This window comes from Citrobacter meridianamericanus, assembly GCF_041320245.1.
GTDB lineage: Bacteria > Pseudomonadota > Gammaproteobacteria > Enterobacterales > Enterobacteriaceae > Citrobacter > Citrobacter meridianamericanus.
The window spans coordinates 979,684-997,172 of sequence record NZ_CP101036.1 but is presented as its reverse complement, the minus strand read 5'-3'; the positions used below and the strand labels follow the sequence as shown (position 1 = coordinate 997,172).

The window sequence follows — 17,489 nt, the reverse complement described above, 5'->3', positions numbered from 1 at the left end:
AAAAATAGAAGAAGGCTAGTTCGCAGTAATGCGTTTAAATAAATCGTCCAACAGAGGATCACCAATATAGTTTTTAATCAGCACTAATGGCTTTTCACTCACACGTTTAACACGACCTTCAAGACTGGCATGGGTTACAATAATATCTGCATCTTGCGGAACGTTTTCGATAGCATAGTGCGTTACATTAATATTCAATCCCGCTTTCTCCAGACGCTTACGAAACGTTGTAGCCCCCATCGCGCTGGAACCCATTCCCGCATCACAGACGAAAGCAACGCGTTTAATATTTTTATAAGAGAACTTACCTTCCTGTTTCATCGCCTTGACGGTTCTGGCTGATTCAGCGAAGTCATCTTCAGTTTCTGTTTCTACACTCTTTTCCATTTTCAGGATTACAGAGGTAATCACAAAAGTAACAATGGTTCCCGCTGTAACGCCTGCAATGGTCGCGAGGAAAGAACCTTTTGGCGTTAATGCCAGATAGGCAAATATTGATCCTGGGCTCGGCCCTGCAACCAACCCACCGTCCAACAGGTGGAATACCCACGTCCCGCTCATTCCCCCGGCAATCATCGCAATCAGGGTTAAAGGCTTCATCAGCACATACGGGAAATACAGTTCATGAATACCACCAAGGAAGTGGATAATCATGGCGCCTGGCGCGGATTTTTTACTCATCCCTTTACCAAAAATGGCAAAGCTGAGTAACAGGCCTAACCCCGGCCCAGGGTTGGATGCCACCATGAAGAAAATCGATTTTCCCGTTTCAGAAGCTTGCTGCATTCCCAACGGATAATAGACACCCTGATCGATAGCATTATTCAAAAAGAGGATTTTCGCGGGCTCATTGATTACAGACAGCAACGGCAGGTAACCCGCATGAACCAACGCTTCAATACATTCCTTCACAAAATTGTTGGCAATGAGAACCGCCGGGCCAATAACTTCGAATCCCAGCAAACATAAGAGCATTCCCGCAATACCCAGAGAGAAGTTATTGATAACCATCTCGAAACCAGCGGGGATGCGTTTTTCCAGCAGGCGGTCGATATGCTTAATCACCCAACCGCCAAGCGGCCCCATCACCATCGCGCCAAGGAACATCGGGATATCCGCGCCAACAATAACGCCAATAGAACCAATGCCTCCCATTACCGCGCCACGTTTCCCACCAACCAGATGCCCACCGGTGGAGCCAATCATGACGGGCAGTAAATAAGTAATCATCGGGCCGACAATTTTGGCGAAATGCTCATTCGGCATCCAACCAGTAGGAATAAACAATGCGGTTATAAAACCCCAGGCAATAAATGCGCCGATGTTGGGAATGACCATTGCAGTCAAAAACCCACCAAAAGCCTGGACTTTGGCACGAGCAGACTTGTTTTCCATAATAATATCCTGAAAGGAAACGATGAATTATGCGAAGGCGATAATATCCGCCAGTTGTTTTTCTGATTTAGCCGCTAACAAAGCGGTTAGCGCTTCCTCTTCACATAATAATTCACTTAAAGCCTGAATAGCGCCAATGTGAGAGTCAGCATTTGCCGCCGACAATCCGATTAATAATCTGATGCCTTCATCTTCTTCGGAAAATTTCACTTCCTGTTTGAGAAGCGTTAATGACATTCCGGTTTTTAACGCACCACATTCCGGACGAGCGTGTGGCATAGCGACACCAGGCGCTAAAATATAATAAGGACCATTGTTAATCGTTGAGTCTTTGATCGCCTGAATATAATTTGAATTGACATAATGATTGGCGAGCAAGGACGACATAGAAAAGTCAATTGCCTCCTGCCAGTTCTTTGCTGAATCTTTTATTGAAATAGATGATTCGGGAAAGTAATCAATCAGCCGCATACATTTTCCTTATTTTATTTTTAGGGTACGAGTTAACGTTAAAAATAAAATACGCGTACGGCAAAATGAAATCAATCGAGGGGGAAAATACGTGCAGCGCGGAATGTCTTTTTGTGAAGCCTTTAAAAACAGTTAGTTGAGAATATAAAAACAAAATGCAACATTAATTATGTGATATGCATTGCAAATTCCAAATAACACTAAATATCATATTTGTGACTCAGATCCACAACGGGGAGTTGCACAGAGGAAATTAAATTTAATCCGATTAAAAAACGGGCCGCCTGAGCGTCCCGTTTTCACCTGTAATCGAAGTTACAGCAGTTCTTTTGCTTTCGCGACCACGTTGTCTACGGTGAAGCCGAATTCTTCAAACAGCAGTTCTGCCGGTGCAGACTCACCAAAAGTGGTCATCCCGACGATGGCACCGTTCAGACCCACGTATTTGAACCAGTAGTCCGCAATGCCAGCCTCGATAGCGACGCGAGCAGAAACGGCTTTCGGCAGTACGGATTCGCGGTAGGCGGCATCCTGTTTGTCGAACGCATCGGTAGACGGCATGGAGACCACACGCGCCTTCACACCTTCGGCAGTCAGTTTCTCCCATGCCGCAACAGCCAGTTCAACTTCAGAACCGGTGGCGATGAAGATCAGCTCCGGCTGGCCCGCGCAATCTTTCAGCACGTAGCCACCGTGAGCGATATTCGCCAGTTGCTCTGCGGTACGTTCCTGCTGTGCCAGGTTCTGGCGGGAGAGGATCAGCGCGGTCGGGCCGTCCTGACGCTCAACGCCGTATTTCCACGCCACTGCGGATTCAACCTGATCACACGGACGCCATGTGCTCATGTTCGGAGTCACACGCAGAGAAGCAACCTGCTCTACCGGCTGGTGAGTCGGGCCATCTTCACCCAGACCGATGGAGTCGTGGGTGTAGACCATCACCTGACGCTGTTTCATCAGCGCAGCCATACGCACCGCGTTACGAGCATATTCCACGAACATCAGGAAGGTGGAGGTGTACGGCAGGAAACCACCGTGCAGGGAAATGCCGTTTGCGATAGCGGTCATACCGAATTCACGTACACCGTAATGGATGTAGTTACCGGCGGTATCTTCGTTGATGGCCTTAGAACCAGACCACAGAGTCAGGTTAGATGGCGCGAGGTCAGCGGAGCCGCCGAGGAATTCAGGAAGCCATGGACCGAAGGCTTCAATCGCGTTCTGAGACGCTTTACGGCTGGCGATTTTCGCCGGGTTAGCCTGCAGCTTAGCAATGAACTCGTTGGCTTTCGCGTCGAAATCAGACGGCATTTCACCTTTCATACGACGGGTGAATTCAGCAGCTTCCTGCGGGAAAGCTTTGGCATAAGCAGCGAACTTCTCGTTCCATGCGGCTTCTTTTGCCTGGCCGGCTTCTTTCGCATCCCACTGCGCGTAGATTTCAGACGGGATTTCGAACGGCGCGTATTTCCAGCCCAGCTGTTCGCGGGTCAGCGCGATTTCTGCATCACCCAGCGGCGCACCGTGAGAGTCGTGAGTACCGGCTTTGTTCGGGGAACCGAAACCGATGATGGTTTTGCACATCAGCAGGGATGGTTTGTCGGTTACTGCGCGAGCTTCTTCAACTGCGCGTTTAATCGCGTCAGCATCGTGACCATCTACGCCACGAACCACGTGCCAGCCGTAAGCTTCGAAACGCTTCGCGGTGTCATCGGTGAACCAGCCTTCAACGTGACCATCGATAGAGATGCCGTTGTCATCATAGAACGCAACCAGTTTACCCAGCTTCAGCGTACCAGCCAGGGAACATACCTCGTGAGAGATACCTTCCATCATGCAGCCGTCGCCCATGAAAGCATAAGTGAAGTGATCAACGATGTCGTGACCAGGACGGTTAAACTGCGCCGCCAGCGTTTTTTCAGCGATAGCCATACCCACTGCATTCGCAATGCCCTGACCCAGAGGACCGGTCGTGGTTTCAACACCCGCGGTGTAGCCCACTTCCGGGTGGCCCGGCGTTTTGGAGTGCAGCTGACGGAAGTTCTGCAGCTCGGACATCGGCAGATCGTAGCCGGTGAGGTGCAGCAGGCTGTAAATCAGCATTGAGCCGTGGCCGTTAGACAGCACGAAGCGGTCACGGTCAGCCCAGGACGGGTTAGTCGGGTTGTGGTTCAGGAAATCACGCCACAGGACTTCGGCAATGTCAGCCATACCCATCGGGGCACCCGGGTGACCGGATTTGGCTTTCTGTACTGCGTCCATGCTCAGCGCACGAATAGCATTGGCAAGCTCTTTACGTGAGGACATTTTGACTCCAGATCGGATAATGAAGGCCACGCCCTAAACGACTTGACGACAGCGCGTTTTGGGCTACGCCGGAAAAAAGTGCCAACAATGTAACCCAAGCCGCGTGTCATGTACATGGAGCATCCTTTTACCGCTTCAGAAATCTCTGGATCATGCGTGAAAGTTGCGCAATCTTCTCGCCCGCTTATTGTTCTTTTCTTTATACTTAGGCCGAGCGTCGGTTCACCTGTAAACGACGCATTTTTTAGAATAATCCTGACCTTGTGCGGAAGAGAAAAAATGAAAATTCGCGCTTTACTGCTTGCTACGAGCATGGCAGCGGCTTTGACCGGCTGCCAGAACATGGACTCAAACGGGCTGCTTTCTTCGGGCGCGGAGGCTTTTCAGGCCTACAGTCTGAGCGATGCTCAGGTAAAAGCGCTGAGCGATCAGGCCTGTAAAGATATGGACAGCAAGGCTACTATCGCTCCGAGCGGCAGCGAGTACGCTACGCGTCTTGGCAAAATAGCCGCCGCGCTTGGCGATAACATTAACGGTCAGCCGGTGAACTACAAAGTGTATATGGCGAAAGATGTGAATGCCTTTGCCATGGCGAACGGCTGTATCCGCGTATACAGCGGCCTGATGGATATGATGACCGACAACGAAGTCGAAGCGGTGATCGGCCACGAAATGGGCCACGTTGCGCTGGGTCACGTGAAAAAAGGGATGCAGGTTGCGCTGGGTACGAACGCCGTGCGGGCAGCAGCGGCTTCCGCTGGCGGTATTGTCGGCAGCCTGTCGCAGTCGCAATTGGGCGATATCGGCGAAAAGCTGGTGAACTCACAGTTCTCCCAGCGCCAGGAGTCCGAAGCGGATGATTACTCGTATGATTTGTTGCGCAAACGTGGGATCAATCCAGCCGGCTTAGCCACCAGCTTTGAGAAACTGGCAAAACTGGAAGCAGGACGCCAAAGCTCAATGTTTGACGATCACCCGGCATCCGCAGAACGTGCGCAACATATTCGCGATCGCATGAGCGCAGACGGGATCAAATAATCTGTTAACAGTGCCGGATGGCGGCGCAAACGCCGCCATCCGGCAAAAAACAGCTTACTCGCCTTTTTTCGCCGCCTGGATATACAGCATCTCCAACGCTAACGTAGCAGCCGCCAGTGCGGTGATCTCTGACTGGTCGTAGGCCGGAGCCACTTCAACAACATCCATCCCGACGATGTTCAGATCTTTCAGACCACGTACCAGTTTAATTGCACGATCGGAAGTCAGACCACCGATCACTGGCGTACCGGTTCCGGGTGCAAACGCCGGATCCAGGCAGTCGATATCAAAAGTCAGATACACTGGCATATCACCGACAATCTGCTTAACCTGGGCGATAATGTCATCAACGCTGCGGTCGTTAACCTGGCACGCATCCAGCACGGTAAAACCATTATCTTTGTCGAACTCGGTACGAATACCGATCTGCACAGAGTGATTCGGATCGATCAGACCTTCGTTAGGCGCAGTGTAGAACATCGTGCCGTGGTCGAATTCGCAGCCGTTCGCGTAGGTGTCGGTGTGGGCATCAAAGTGTACCAGCGCCATTTTACCAAAGTGCTTGGCGTGCGCGCGCAGCAGCGGCAGCGTGACAAAGTGGTCGCCGCCAAAGGAGAGCATACGCTTACCGGCAGACAGCAGCTTCTCAGCATGCGCCTGCAATTTTTCACTCATTTCACGCGCATCCCCGAACGCATAAACCAGATCGCCGCAGTCCACCACGTTCAGGCGCTCGCGCATATCAAAGTTCCACGGGAAGCGGTTGTGCTCCCAGGCCAGGTTGGTGGAAACCTGACGGATTGCCGCCGGACCATGACGCCCGCCCGCACGACCAGACGTTGCCATATCAAACGGTACACCGGTGATCACCCAGTCGGCGTCGCTATCGTACGGCATGAAGTTCATCGGCAGACGTAAAAAACCAAAGGCGTTAGAAACCAGGGAGTTGTCGTATTGATGACCTAAGGTGCTCATGTACTGACCTCTTTAAAAATCGATGAAAAAAAATCCCCTCCGCGTCGTTAAGCCCGACGAGGAAGGGATTGATTTGGTAACTGCATATTTACGGCAAATTATCGCCGTTATTTTGTACGGATTCAAGTGAGTGCCACAAATGCTGCCCCCGCGGATTCCGACTGCCGGATGGCGGCTTCGCCTTATCCGGCCTACTTTCGTAGGAACGGTAAGCGCAGCGCCACCTGACATTTATCGTTACTCATCTTCCAGATAAGTATAACCGTACAGACCGGCTTCAAACTCTTCGAGGAACTGCTGTTGCAGCTCAGCGTCCAGATCGGTGTTTTTCACCTGGTCACGGAACTGCGTCAGCAGGGTGTTCGGATCCAGCTGCACGTATTGCAACATATCTGCCACGGTATCGCCTTCATCAGAAAGCTCAACTTCCACACTGCCGTCAGGGAAGACGAACACGTCAACCGCTTCGGTATCACCGAACAGGTTGTGCATGTTGCCGAGGATCTCCTGGTACGCACCCACCATAAAGAAGCCCAGCATCGGCGGATTTTCCGGGTCGTATTCCGGCATCGGCATGGTCGTGGCAATACCGTCACCATCGACGTAGTGGTCGATAGCGCCGTCGGAGTCACAAGTAATATCCAATAGCACCGCACGGCGCTCTGGCACCTGATTCAGTCCTTCGAGCGGCAGTACTGGGAACAGCTGATCGATCCCCCATGCATCCGGCATCGACTGGAACAGAGAAAAGTTGACGTAAATCTTATCCGCCATACGCTCCTGCAGCTCGTCGATAATCGGACGATGCGCGCGGTTGCTCGGGTCGAGCTGTTTCTGCACGTCATGGCACATGTTCAGATACAGCTGCTCTGCCCACGCACGCTCCTGCAAGCTGAAGGTGCCAGAAGAGTAGCCCACGTGAATATCATGCAGATCCATCTGGCTGTCGTGTAGCCATTCGCGTAGCGAACGGCGAGTCCCCGGCTCATGCATCTCTTGCCAGGTTTCCCACATGCTTTGCAGGGCGCGCGGCGCATCGTCAGCCGGCGGCGTGGCTTCGGAGTGTTCGCTACGCTCAACACCGATAATGTTAGACACCAGCACGGTATGGTGCGCGGTAACCGCACGACCAGACTCGGTGATGACCGTCGGATGCGGCAGACCATGCTCTTCACAGGCATCGCCAATGGCCCAAATGATATTGTTCGCGTATTCGTTCAGACCGTAGTTTACGGAGCAGTCAGACTGCGAACGAGTACCTTCGTAGTCCACGCCCAGACCACCGCCGACGTCGAAGCACTGGATATTCACGCCCAGCTTGTGCAGCTCAACGTAGAAACGCGCTGATTCACGTACGCCGGTGGCGATATCACGAATGTTCGCCATCTGGGAGCCGAGGTGGAAGTGCAGCAACTGAATGCTGTCCAGACGACCGCGCTCGCGCAGAATTTCCACCAACTGCAGCACCTGGTTTGCCGCCAGGCCGAATTTTGATTTTTCGCCGCCAGAGGACTGCCACTTGCCGGATCCCTGCGACGCCAGACGCGCACGCACGCCCAGACGCGGAACCACATTCAGACGTTCAGCTTCATCCAGCACGATAGCGATTTCAGACATCTTCTCGATGACCAGATAGACCTTATGGCCCATCTTCTCGCCAATCAACGCCAGACGGATGTATTCGCGGTCTTTATAACCGTTACACACGATCACGCTACGGGTCATTCCGGCATGGGCCAGAACGGCCATCAGTTCAGCTTTGGAACCAGCCTCCAGCCCCAGCGGTTCACCGGAGTGGATCAGCGATTCAATCACGCGACGGTGCTGGTTGACCTTGATCGGGTAAACGAGAAAATAGTCGCCGTTGTAGCCATAAGATTCACGGGCGCGTTTAAACGCCGCGTTAATCGAACGCAGACGGTGTTGCAGGATCTGCGGGAAGCAGAATAATGCAGGCAGACGCTGCCCCTGCGCTTCACGGGCTTTCACCAACTCAGCAAGGTCAACGCGCGCTTCTGGTACGTCCGGATCCGGGCACACGCTGATGTGGCCCAGCTCATTGACGTCATAGTAGTTATTACCCCACCAGGCAATATTGTAAGTACGCAGCATCTTGCTGGCTTCCTCGGAACTCATTGCAACCTCCTGCATGGAGCGTAGTACACCGTGTTCGCCTGCTGACGAAGGCGAACCCAAAGAAATGTCGTCAGACATAGCGAACCTCAAATTTTATTAACAAGTGTAAAACAGTTGACTACTATCGCAATCCATAGACGCGATAACAACCCAAATACAGGCAGAATTTGCAGCAGATAGTGCTGACGCTCCGACTGTGCGACCGGTTTCTTTTTCATATCAATGTAAACACGTAACCGAACTTAATGCTGACGGTTCGGCGAAACCACGAGAAAACTCTTGTTTACCAAGAGCGCCCTTGTTCAGTTCTTAGTGACCGTAGCCGGCTCTTGAGTCCTGAGATACGCCGAGATGGGTATACACTTCATCCTTCATGCAGCCTCTTTGTTGGCTACGCTCATTCGCCCCAGTCACGTACTACTCGTACGTTCAGGGGACTCATTCACTTGCCGCCTCGACGCAACATGAATGATTTTGTGTATATAACATCGACAGGTATGCAAAGCAGAGATGCAGATTGCGGGGAACATATGTACACCAGAACGGTGCGACAGATTCAGCAGAATACAACGGTTCATTATCTCGTATCACCTCCACGGTTGCTCCTGACGGAACGAACCCACAAGCCAAAGCTAACGTCTTAACCCGGCTGGAAGTGGCAACACGATGAAAACGTCGTGTGCTTTTTGTATGAGCCGCGCGCCGCGTTTTATACCGATATGGAACATAAAAAGCAAAAGATAAATACGCACATTGCCAGCACCGTCAGGAAAAATTTCCAGTTACATTTTCAGTACAATGCGACCTCAATCAAAAAAAGCTGGAAATCAGACGAAGAACTGTCCTAAAATAGCCGTCCAGATGTTAATCCATCTATACCGATTAACACTCAGACTGCCAGTGTCCGTCATCTGCAGACTCATGGTAGAATCTTCTACACATGGCTATTCCACTCGACAGTTTGAGCTAACCAAATTCTCCTTAGGTGAAATTAAATATGGCAAAACACCTTTTTACGTCCGAGTCCGTATCAGAAGGGCATCCTGACAAAATCGCTGACCAAATCTCTGATGCCGTGCTGGACGCAATCCTCGAGCAGGATCCGAAAGCACGCGTTGCCTGCGAAACCTACGTCAAAACCGGTATGGTTTTAGTTGGCGGTGAGATCACCACCAGCGCATGGGTTGATATCGAAGAGATCACCCGTAACACGGTTCGCGAAATTGGCTATGTGCATTCCGACATGGGCTTTGACGCCAACTCTTGTGCGGTACTGAGCGCGATTGGTAAACAGTCTCCGGACATCAACCAGGGTGTTGACCGTGCCGATCCGCTGGAGCAGGGTGCAGGCGACCAGGGTCTGATGTTTGGTTATGCAACCAATGAAACCGATGTACTGATGCCAGCCCCTATTACCTATGCTCACCGTCTGGTGCAGCGTCAGGCTGAAGTGCGTAAAAACGGCACCTTATCCTGGCTGCGTCCGGATGCAAAAAGTCAGGTTACCTTCCAGTATGACGATGGCAAAATCGTCGGTATTGATGCGGTTGTTCTGTCGACTCAGCACTCTGAAGACATCGATCAGAAATCGCTGCAAGAAGCCGTTATGGAAGAGATCATCAAGCCGGTACTGCCGACTGAATGGCTGACCGCATCGACCAAGTTCTTCATCAACCCAACTGGTCGTTTCGTTATCGGCGGTCCAATGGGCGACTGTGGCCTGACAGGTCGTAAAATCATCGTTGATACCTACGGCGGCATGGCGCGCCATGGCGGCGGCGCATTCTCTGGTAAGGATCCGTCTAAAGTTGACCGTTCCGCAGCCTATGCAGCCCGTTACGTCGCGAAAAACATTGTCGCCGCAGGTCTGGCTGACCGCTGCGAGATTCAAGTTTCTTACGCAATCGGCGTGGCTGAACCGACTTCGATCATGGTAGAAACGTTCGGTACTGAAAAAGTGCCTTCTGAGCAACTGACCCTGCTGGTTCGCGAGTTCTTCGACCTGCGTCCGTATGGCCTGATTCAGATGCTGGATCTGCTGCACCCGATTTACAAAGAAACTGCCGCTTACGGCCACTTTGGTCGCGAACATTTCCCATGGGAAAAAACCGACAAGGCGCAGTTGCTGCGTGAAGCTGCTGGTCTAAAATAATTTCCCCACAGTTCAACGCTTATGAAGACCAGCCTCGCGCTGGTCTTTTTTATGTCCTTTTCTTTTCCATACCCCATCGCCAGAACAATGCTAAGCTCCCTTGTTTTAAACAACAAATGAAAGCGATTACATACCGCAGAATTTCAATCCAAACTGAATAAACATCTCCTTGTGACTATGATTGCATCGTCGTTACATTACAATTCAGCATTGTCTTAAATTTAGGCAATTAACTACATTCCGGCAAAATAAATAGCGTTATTTTTCAGATATATAAACAAAAACCCATATAAATATTAGTGTAACCGATTACACTAATGTGATGTGATTCGCATTTTTTTACTCCGTACTCACCTACCCTTAACATCAACAAAACTAGCTACCCAACCGGAGGGCATCATGCCTGACAATAAAAAAACGGGGCGTTCCAACAAAGCCATGACATTTTTTGTCTGCTTTCTTGCAGCCCTGGCTGGATTACTTTTTGGCCTGGATATCGGTGTTATTGCTGGAGCTTTGCCATTCATCACCGACGAGTTCCAAATTACCCCACACACTCAGGAATGGGTGGTGAGTTCTATGATGTTCGGTGCTGCTGTGGGTGCCGTCGGCAGCGGTTGGCTCTCCTTCAAACTGGGGCGCAAAAAGAGCCTGATGATCGGCGCAATTCTGTTTGTTGCCGGTTCACTGTTCTCCGCCGCAGCGCCAAACGTTGAAGTACTGCTGGTTTCCCGCGTGCTGCTCGGTCTTGCGGTAGGCGTTGCGTCTTATACCGCGCCGTTGTACCTGTCTGAAATCGCCCCGGAAAAAATTCGCGGCAGCATGATCTCTATGTATCAGTTGATGATCACCATCGGTATTTTAGGTGCGTATCTTTCCGATACGGCGTTTAGCTACAGCGGCGCATGGCGCTGGATGCTGGGCGTAATCATCATCCCTGCCCTGCTGCTGCTAATTGGCGTCATCTTCCTGCCAGACAGTCCACGCTGGTTTGCGGCTAAACGTCGTTTTGTTGATGCTGAACGTGTTCTATTGCGTCTGCGTGATACCAGCGCAGAAGCCAAACGCGAGCTGGATGAAATTCGTGAAAGCCTGCAGGTGAAGCAGAGCGGCTGGGCGCTGTTTAAAGAAAACAGCAACTTCCGCCGCGCGGTATTCCTTGGCGTTCTGTTGCAGGTGATGCAGCAGTTCACCGGGATGAACGTCATTATGTATTACGCGCCAAAAATCTTTGAACTGGCGGGTTACACCAACACCACCGAGCAGATGTGGGGGACGGTTATTGTCGGTCTGACCAACGTGCTGGCCACCTTTATCGCCATTGGCCTGGTTGACCGCTGGGGCCGTAAACCAACACTGATCCTCGGCTTTATCGTCATGGCCGTCGGTATGGGCGTGCTGGGTACAATGATGCACGTGGGCATTCACTCGGCGGCCGCGCAATACTTCGCTGTACTGATGCTGCTGATGTTTATCGTTGGCTTTGCCATGAGCGCCGGTCCGCTGATTTGGGTGCTGTGCTCTGAAATCCAACCGCTGAAAGGCCGCGATTTCGGTATCACCTGCTCTACTGCAACCAACTGGATTGCCAATATGATCGTCGGTGCAACCTTCCTGACGATGCTGAACTCGCTGGGCAGTGCCAACACTTTCTGGGTCTACGGTGGTCTGAACGTCCTGTTCATCTTCCTGACTCTGTGGCTGATCCCTGAAACGAAAAATGTCTCTCTGGAACACATTGAACGTAACCTGATGAAAGGCCGTAAACTGCGCGAAATTGGCGCACACGACTAATCACTAAGGCTTCCTCCCCACGGGGGGAAGCCTTCCTCTTGCAGTCCCTTCCCTGTCGCACTATCCTCTGGCGTTATGAAAACCTCCCGTCTCCCTATCGCCATCCAGCAAGCCGTTATGCGCAGCCTGCGGGAAAAACTCGCTCAGGCCAATCTCAAGCTCGAACGCAATTACCCGGAGCCAAAGCTGGTTTACCAACAGCGCGGAACCGCTGCGGGCACCGCGTGGCTACAAACCTACGAAATTCGTCTGAATCCCGTCCTGCTGATGGAGAACGTTGATGCGTTCGTTAACGAAGTGGTGCCCCATGAACTGGCGCATTTACTGGTGTGGAAGTATTTTGGCCGCGTGCCGCCGCACGGGAAAGAGTGGAAATGGATGATGGAGAGCGTACTGGGCGTACCTGCCCGGCGTACGCATCAGTTCGAACTGCAATCCGTGCAGCGTAAGACCTATACTTACCGCTGTAAGTGTCAGGAACACCAACTGACCATCCGCCGCCACAACCGCGTGGTACGCGGTGAAGCCACCTACCGCTGCGTTCACTGCGGCGAACCGCTGGTTGCAGAATAATCTTCAGAATTATCAGGAACTTTTCTGATCTAACTGATTGCATACAGGAATGACTTTCGCTACGTTGCGGGCTCGTTTTGACACGGAGTTCGTGATGTACCGTAATCTTTCTTTTGCAGCCGCCCTGTTAGCCGCTGCGTTTTCAGGCCCGGTTTTAGCCGAAGGTATCAACAGCTTTTCTCAGGCAAAAGCGGCGGGCGTCAAAGTTAACGCCGATGCGCCTGGCGATTTCTATTGTGGCTGTAAAATTAACTGGCAAGGCAAAAAAGGGGTCGTTGACCTCGAATCCTGCGGCTATAAAGTGCGAAAAAACGAAAACCGCGCCAGTCGAATTGAATGGGAACACGTTGTCCCCGCCTGGCAGTTTGGTCATCAGCGTCAGTGCTGGCAGGACGGAGGACGTAAAAACTGCGCTAAAGATCCGGTCTATCGCAAAATGGAAAGCGATATGCATAACCTGCAGCCTGCGGTAGGTGAAGTGAATGGCGATCGCGCAAACTTTATGTACAGCCAGTGGAACGGTGGCGAAGGCCAGTATGGGCAGTGCGCGATGAAGGTTGATTTCAAAGAGAAAGTTGCCGAACCGCCTGCCCGCGCCCGTGGCGCCATCGCGCGTACCTATTTTTATATGCGCGACCAATACAACCTGACGCTCTCCCGCCAGCAAACCCAGCTTTTTAACGCCTGGAATAAGCAGTATCCGGTCACCGACTGGGAGTGTGAGCGCGACGAACGCATCGCGAAGGTACAGGGGAATCATAACCCCTATGTGCAACGCGCTTGCCAGGCGCAAAAGAGCTAACCTACACTAGCGGCAATATTTTTAACCATGCCCTGGCTTGTTGCAGCCCAGGGCCATGACGCGGATGTTTAACTATGCGCATTCCTCGCATTTATCACCCAGAGCCACTCACTTCCGGTAGCCAAATTTCACTGTGTGAAGATGCTGCCAACCATATCGGCCGCGTACTACGTATGGGGCCAGGCCAGCCGTTACAGCTGTTTGATGGCAGCAATCAGGTATTCGACGCCGAAATTACCCACGCCAGTAAAAAAAGCGTGGAGGTGAAGGTGCTTAACGCAGAACTCGACGATCGGGAATCACCGTTGCATATCCACCTGGGTCAGGTGATGTCGCGCGGTGAAAAAATGGAATTTACTATCCAGAAATCGATCGAACTGGGTGTAAGCCTCATTACGCCACTTTTTTCTGAGCGTTGCGGCGTTAAACTGGACAGTGAACGCCTGAACAAGAAGCTCCAGCAGTGGCAAAAAATCGCCATTGCCGCCTGCGAACAGTGCGGTCGTAATCGGGTGCCTGAAATTCGCCCGGCAATGGATCTGGAAGCATGGTGCGCAGAACAGGACGCAGGACTGAAACTCAATCTACATCCTCGCGCCAGCGCCAGTATCAACACGCTGCCGCTCCCGGTAGAGCGCATCCGCTTGCTGATTGGCCCGGAAGGTGGGTTGTCGGCAGATGAAATTGCCATGACCGCACGGTATCAGTTTACTGATATTCTGTTAGGACCTCGCGTTCTGCGTACTGAGACAACTGCGCTCACCGCCATTACCGCGCTACAGGTGCGTTTTGGCGATCTGGGCTAACGGAGAAAAACAATGATCAAGCTCGGCATCGTGATGGATCCCATCGCAAGCATCAACATCAAGAAAGATTCCAGCTTCGCTATGCTGCTGGAAGCACAACGTCGCGGTTACGAAATTCATTATATGGAGATGGCCGATCTTTATCTGATTAACGGTGAGGCCCGCGCCCATACGCGTACCCTGAGCGTAGAGCAGAACTACGACAAATGGTATGAGTTCAAAAGCGAGCAGGATCTCCCGTTGGCAGACCTGGACGTTATTCTGATGCGTAAGGATCCGCCGTTTGATACCGAGTTCATCTACGCAACCTATATTCTGGAACGTGCAGAAGAGAAAGGAACACTGATCGTCAACAAGCCGCAGAGCCTGCGCGATTGCAACGAAAAGTTGTTCACAGCATGGTTTGCCGACCTGACGCCGGAAACACTGGTCACGCGTAATAAAGCGCAGTTGAAAGCCTTCTGGCAAAAACACAGCGACATCATACTTAAGCCGCTGGACGGCATGGGCGGGGCCTCTATTTTCCGCGTGAAGGAAGGCGATCCGAACCTTGGCGTTATTGCGGAAACGCTGACTGAGCACGGTACCCGCTACTGCATGGCGCAGAACTATCTGCCGGCCATTAAAGATGGCGATAAACGCGTCCTGGTGGTCGATGGCGAACCTGTTCCATATTGCCTGGCGCGTATTCCACAGGGTGGAGAAACCCGAGGCAACCTGGCTGCAGGTGGTCGTGGCGAGCCGCGTCCCTTAACCGACAGTGACTGGGAAATCGCCCGTCGCATTGGGCCAACGCTGAAAGCGAAAGGTTTGATTTTTGTCGGTCTGGATATCATTGGCGATCGTCTGACGGAAATTAACGTCACCAGCCCAACTTGTATTCGCGAGATTGAAGCGGAGTTCCCGGTTTCGATTACCGGTATGCTGATGGACGCTATTGAAGCTCGTCTGCAAAAATAAAAAAATTCGCCGGTAGAAGGGACCCTACCAATACTCATAGTGACAGCGCTCCTGTTTGTACGCATACTGGGCGCTGTTGCTTTTTTGAACCAGGAAACAGAACCTCTGACAATGAATTTACAGCATCACTTTCTAATTGCCATGCCTGCTCTCCAGGATCCAATTTTCCGCCGTTCCGTGGTGTATATCTGCGAACACAATGAGAACGGTGCAATGGGGATTATCGTCAATAAGCCTCTGGAAAACTTACAAATTGAAGGGATTCTGGAAAAGCTGAAGATTACTCCAGAAGAACGCGATCCGGCCATTCGTCTGGATAAGCCCGTGATGCTCGGCGGCCCGCTGGCAGAAGATCGTGGATTTATTCTTCATACCCCACCGTCGCGATTTGCGTCCAGTATTCGCATCTCTGATAACACCATCATTACGACTTCCCGCGATGTATTAGAAACGCTGGGCACGCAGGAGCAACCGTCCGAAGTGCTGGTGGCATTAGGCTATTCATCATGGGAAAAGGGCCAGCTGGAACAAGAGTTACTGGATAACGCCTGGCTCACCGCCCCCGCCGACCTCAACATTCTGTTTAAAACGCCGATTGCCGACCGCTGGCGCGACGCAGCCAAACTTATCGGGATAGATATTCAGACCATGCCCGGCGTGGCGGGACACGCATGATGAGCGGAACATTACTCTCTTTTGATTTTGGTACAAAAAGCATCGGCGTCGCGGTGGGTCAGCGTATTACCGGTACGGCCAGGCCATTGCCCGCCATCAAAGCACAGGACGGTACGCCAGACTGGAATTTGATTGAACGCCTGCTGAAAGAGTGGCAACCGGATGAAATCATTGTCGGCCTGCCGCTCAACATGGATGGCACCGAACAGCCCCTTACCGCGCGCGCGCGTAAATTCGCTAACCGCATTCATGGTCGCTTTGGCGTAACCGTAACGCTGCACGATGAACGTTTGAGCACCGTCGAAGCCCGCTCAGGCCTGTTTGAGCAAGGCGGTTATCGGGCATTGAATAAAGGCAAAGTGGACTCCGCTTCTGCCGTTATTATCCTGGAAAGCTATTTCGAGCAGGGCTACTAAAGCCGCCCCAGCGCCTGCCGCTGCTGCTTGCTTTGTGCAAACGACTGCATACCTGTCTGCTGCCCGGTTTGAATCACGCTGGGTAGCTGATGTGTTTTCCCTTCGCGGATCAAATTGCCCACGGCGGGCGTGTTGACGAGCAGCTCGAATAGCGCCACGCGTCCCCCCTGCTTATCCTCCTCCAGCTTTTGCGAAAGAACCGCCTTTAGGCTGTCTGCCAGCTGGTTACGCACCGGATCTTTCTCTGTTGCTGCAAAGGAATCCACCAGCCGTGCGATAGCCTGCACCGCCCCGCGCGTATGTAACGTTGCCAGCACCAGATGTCCGGTCTCCGCCGCCGTTAATGCCAGCCGAATGGTTTCCACGTCGCGCAGCTCGCCCAGCAAAATGACGTCAGGATCTTCGCGTAACGCACCGCGCAAACCGGCGGCAAAAGAGGTGCAGTGTACGCCCACCTCCCGCTGTTGAATCAGACAACGTCGACTGGTGTAGCGATATTCAATAGGATCTTCCAGCGTCAGAATGTGTCCCTCACTATGCTGATTAAGATACTCCACCATCGCCGCCAGGGTCGTAGATTTACCGCTGCCGGTGGCGCCCGTCACCAGAATTAATCCATTTTCACTGTGCAGCAGTTCAGGTATGACCGTGGGGGTCTGGAGATCGTCTAAATGAGGACAATCCAGCGGTAGCAGTCTTAACGCCAGCGACGTTCCCTGTTGATGGGCAAATGCGCTGACGCGCAGCCGCCGGGAGTCTGTCAGAGTAACGGCAAAATCAATCTGCCCCTGCTCCTGCAACTGTACCTGTTGTTGCTCACTGAGCCAGCACATCAGCAGATTCTCTACGTCAGGCGCGGTAAATGGCGCACTTTCGACTTTTCCACGCCTGCGCCAACGCGCAGGCCATGCATTGCACAGGTGTAGATCCGACACGTTATGCTTTACACTAAGGGCCACTATTTCTTCCATATTCATATGAACATCCTC

General features: G+C 52.2%; 16 protein-coding genes and 1 pseudogene. 9 read left to right on the top strand and 8 right to left on the bottom strand.

Annotated elements, in window-relative coordinates; translation table 11 throughout:
- Positions 1-15: 15 nt before the first annotated feature.
- The 3 genes from NMD08_RS04820 to tkt all read right to left on the bottom strand — a co-directional run bounded on the left by NMD08_RS04820 (position 16) and on the right by tkt (position 4,173).
- On the bottom strand, positions 16-1,395 hold the full coding sequence (locus NMD08_RS04820; RefSeq protein ID WP_151218345.1) for a PTS mannitol transporter subunit IICB: 1,380 nt from the start codon (positions 1,393-1,395) through the stop codon (positions 16-18).
- Between the two features lie 27 nt (positions 1,396-1,422).
- Positions 1,423-1,866 carry a PTS mannitol transporter subunit IIA gene (gene cmtB, locus NMD08_RS04815; protein WP_151218346.1) on the bottom strand — a complete coding sequence of 148 codons (444 nt, stop codon included), beginning with the start codon at positions 1,864-1,866 and terminating at the stop codon, positions 1,423-1,425.
- Between the two features lie 315 nt (positions 1,867-2,181).
- Positions 2,182-4,173, bottom strand: a complete 1,992-nt coding sequence (gene tkt / locus NMD08_RS04810) for a transketolase (protein ID WP_370619658.1) — start codon at positions 4,171-4,173, stop codon at positions 2,182-2,184.
- Between the two features lie 279 nt (positions 4,174-4,452).
- Between tkt and NMD08_RS04805 the strand changes: the two genes are divergently transcribed.
- Complete coding sequence (locus NMD08_RS04805; RefSeq protein ID WP_151218347.1) at positions 4,453-5,211, top strand: M48 family metallopeptidase; 759 nt, start codon at positions 4,453-4,455, stop codon at positions 5,209-5,211.
- 54 nt (positions 5,212-5,265) lie between these two features.
- Here NMD08_RS04805 and speB read toward each other — a convergent pair whose 3' ends face one another.
- The 4 genes and pseudogenes from speB to NMD08_RS04785 form a co-directional block, all read right to left on the bottom strand.
- Entirely contained in the window at positions 5,266-6,186 is a 921-nt protein-coding gene (gene speB / locus NMD08_RS04800; RefSeq protein ID WP_003027056.1) for an agmatinase, read from the bottom strand.
- A gap of 237 nt (positions 6,187-6,423) precedes the next feature.
- Positions 6,424-8,400 (bottom strand): biosynthetic arginine decarboxylase, encoded by a 1,977-nt coding sequence (gene speA / locus NMD08_RS04795; protein ID WP_151224317.1) that lies wholly within the window; start codon positions 8,398-8,400, stop codon positions 6,424-6,426.
- 8 nt (positions 8,401-8,408) lie between these two features.
- Positions 8,409-8,540, bottom strand: coding sequence for an acid stress response protein YqgB (gene yqgB / locus NMD08_RS04790; RefSeq protein ID WP_151218349.1), 132 nt, complete (start codon positions 8,538-8,540; stop codon positions 8,409-8,411).
- A gap of 258 nt (positions 8,541-8,798) precedes the next feature.
- Positions 8,799-8,900 (bottom strand): annotated as a pseudogene (locus tag NMD08_RS04785) (hypothetical protein); the annotation flags it as partial.
- A 419-nt stretch (positions 8,901-9,319) separates the two neighbouring features.
- Here NMD08_RS04785 and metK point away from each other — a divergent pair.
- The 8 genes from metK to ruvX all read left to right on the top strand — a co-directional run bounded on the left by metK (position 9,320) and on the right by ruvX (position 16,500).
- The gene (gene metK / locus NMD08_RS04780; RefSeq protein WP_151218350.1) at positions 9,320-10,474 is read left to right on the top strand and encodes a methionine adenosyltransferase; all 1,155 of its coding nucleotides are present in this window, start codon (positions 9,320-9,322) and stop codon (positions 10,472-10,474) included.
- A 399-nt stretch (positions 10,475-10,873) separates the two neighbouring features.
- On the top strand, positions 10,874-12,268 hold the full coding sequence (gene galP, locus NMD08_RS04775; RefSeq protein WP_069324803.1) for a galactose/proton symporter: 1,395 nt from the start codon (positions 10,874-10,876) through the stop codon (positions 12,266-12,268).
- Positions 12,269-12,343: 75 nt separating this feature from the next.
- Positions 12,344-12,841: a SprT family zinc-dependent metalloprotease gene (locus tag NMD08_RS04770; protein ID WP_151218352.1), complete on the top strand. Its 498-nt coding sequence runs from the start codon at positions 12,344-12,346 to the stop codon at positions 12,839-12,841.
- 94 nt (positions 12,842-12,935) lie between these two features.
- Entirely contained in the window at positions 12,936-13,643 is a 708-nt protein-coding gene (endA, locus tag NMD08_RS04765) for a deoxyribonuclease I (RefSeq protein WP_151218353.1), read from the top strand.
- A 74-nt stretch (positions 13,644-13,717) separates the two neighbouring features.
- Positions 13,718-14,449: a 16S rRNA (uracil(1498)-N(3))-methyltransferase gene (gene rsmE, locus NMD08_RS04760; protein ID WP_187253186.1), complete on the top strand. Its 732-nt coding sequence runs from the start codon at positions 13,718-13,720 to the stop codon at positions 14,447-14,449.
- Positions 14,450-14,461: 12 nt separating this feature from the next.
- Positions 14,462-15,409, top strand: a complete 948-nt coding sequence (gene gshB, locus NMD08_RS04755; RefSeq protein WP_003027083.1) for a glutathione synthase — start codon at positions 14,462-14,464, stop codon at positions 15,407-15,409.
- 111 nt (positions 15,410-15,520) lie between these two features.
- Positions 15,521-16,084 (top strand): YqgE/AlgH family protein, encoded by a 564-nt coding sequence (locus NMD08_RS04750; protein WP_003027086.1) that lies wholly within the window; start codon positions 15,521-15,523, stop codon positions 16,082-16,084.
- Positions 16,084-16,500, top strand: coding sequence for a Holliday junction resolvase RuvX (gene ruvX, locus NMD08_RS04745; protein ID WP_006686843.1), 417 nt, complete (start codon positions 16,084-16,086; stop codon positions 16,498-16,500). Before NMD08_RS04750 ends, ruvX begins: the two co-directional genes overlap by 1 nt.
- Here the strand turns inward: ruvX and NMD08_RS04740 are convergent.
- Positions 16,497-17,477, bottom strand: a complete 981-nt coding sequence (locus tag NMD08_RS04740) for a type IV pilus twitching motility protein PilT (RefSeq protein WP_151218354.1) — start codon at positions 17,475-17,477, stop codon at positions 16,497-16,499. The genes ruvX and NMD08_RS04740 overlap by 4 nt on opposite strands.
- Positions 17,478-17,489: the final 12 nt, after the last annotated feature.